Annotated in this window: 2 protein-coding genes; both read right to left on the bottom strand. The window is 66.3% G+C overall.

Going from position 1 to position 1,579, the window contains the following annotated elements; all coding sequences use genetic code 11:
• Positions 1-397: 397 nt before the first annotated feature.
• Positions 398-730 (bottom strand): hypothetical protein, encoded by a 333-nt coding sequence (locus EOA78_RS35425; protein WP_127320342.1) that lies wholly within the window; start codon positions 728-730, stop codon positions 398-400.
• Positions 727-1,569, bottom strand: a complete 843-nt coding sequence (locus tag EOA78_RS35420; protein WP_127320344.1) for a hypothetical protein — start codon at positions 1,567-1,569, stop codon at positions 727-729. Before EOA78_RS35420 ends, EOA78_RS35425 begins: the two co-directional genes overlap by 4 nt.
• Between the last annotated feature and the right edge of the window lie 10 nt (positions 1,570-1,579).

Genomic DNA, 1,579 nt, shown 5'->3' with positions numbered 1-1,579 from the left:
GTCCAGACAAAACCGGCGGAAAGACGGGCGCTTCAGGGTCCGGGAGGGCCAGGTCGAGCAGGGTGGGTTTGCGTCCAAGCAGGGCTGACCAGCCCTCGCGCGGGACGCGGGCCCGCCGTGCCGAGAGCGGCTCTACCGGCCGCCCCGCGGCGCGGAACGCGGCCTTGAAGCGCACGGCCGCCGGTTTAGGACCGCACACCGAACGAAGGGAGGCCGGGCAAGGACCTGACCACACGGGGAACGGAAAGGCAGGTTGCCCGTGACCAACCGCCTTAAGAGCAGTCCGATAGTGATTGTGCCGTTGCGCCACCGCCAGATGAACCGCCCTGTGCCCGACGGTTCGGCTGGCCGCCTCTGGACGAAACGCGTGCCCATCCTGCGGCAGACAGGCCGATCGTCACGCTGCGCGTCCATTGAGACAGCCGCCATGCCGCTCGAGGAATCTGGCGATCGCAAGATCCTGTCGCGCGAGTTTCCGGGAGAGGGCATCGATCTCCGGCTGGCGCTCTGCGGTAAGGGCAGCAAGATGTGAACGATAGCGCTCGAGGAATGCCTCGGGGTCCGGCGCCCTCCCCCGACGATAGCCCGACTGGCGCGGCTGCAATTGCGGGATCAGCGCCGTCATGCGCCGGATGATCTGCCGGTCGATCATGTCGAGCTGGCGTTGTGTCTGCCTGCGCGCTTCCTCCATGCGGAAGAGCTCGGTGCGGCGTTCGGGCGACACGGTCATGATGCCCGCCTCCCCTGCCAGCCGACGAAGCTCGACGGCCCGCCATAGACCCGGTGGCGGGATTCATCGACAACGAAGCCGAAGCGGCCGATGCGATACTCCTCGGACGGAACGAGAAAGCGCCGCTCCTCGGTTCCCGGACCACGCTTGCCGCCTGGTGTGGCGATAACCTCGACAAATCCTTTCTCGTGATCCGACCTGATGGCCGAGACCACGATCCAGTCGTTGGCGTGCTCGGCGAGAAACATGCGCTCGTCCTTCTTCCAGGATTCACCGGGCTGGAGCACATTGCCCGTGATCGCTTCCCACGCATCCGGAAAGCTGTCCTTCATGGTGCGTTCGGCTGCGCGGCGCTCGAAGCTGGTAAAGAGAAGCGGGAAGGTGAAAGCGACGATCGCCCAACACTCGTCTTCCTCATAGAATCCATCCGCCGCGCGCAGCCCGGCGTGGACCTTGCCGTTGCGATCGAGCGAGAGATGGAATCCGCCATGGCCCGCCGTGGAGTGGAACACCACACCCTCGGCATAGACGGTCGCGCCCTGCGATGGCCCCCAGGGCGTGCCGATGCGGGAGGCGGTTTCAACGCGGCCGAGCGCGCGCTTCTCTTGGCTGTGCTCGGCCTGCTCCAGAACCTTCGCCCGGAACGCCGCTTCATCGGCGAGCTCCCCGCAATGCCCGTAGAAATCCGAGCGGGCCCACTCGGCCATCGGTTTGCGGATGCGCCAGCCGGTGACGAGATGATGTTTGCCATCTCGGGCAGCGGCCATGGCAAAGGCGGTCTCGCCGACGAGCGCGACGAGAAGGCCGTCGGCGCTGCGGCCAAAACAAACCTCCGGCAATCCGGAGACG

Source organism: Mesorhizobium sp. M5C.F.Cr.IN.023.01.1.1 (assembly GCF_003997585.1).
In the GTDB taxonomy this organism is placed as follows: Bacteria; Pseudomonadota; Alphaproteobacteria; order Rhizobiales; family Rhizobiaceae; genus Mesorhizobium; species Mesorhizobium wenxiniae.
This window is presented reverse-complemented; position numbering and strand designations above follow the sequence as displayed.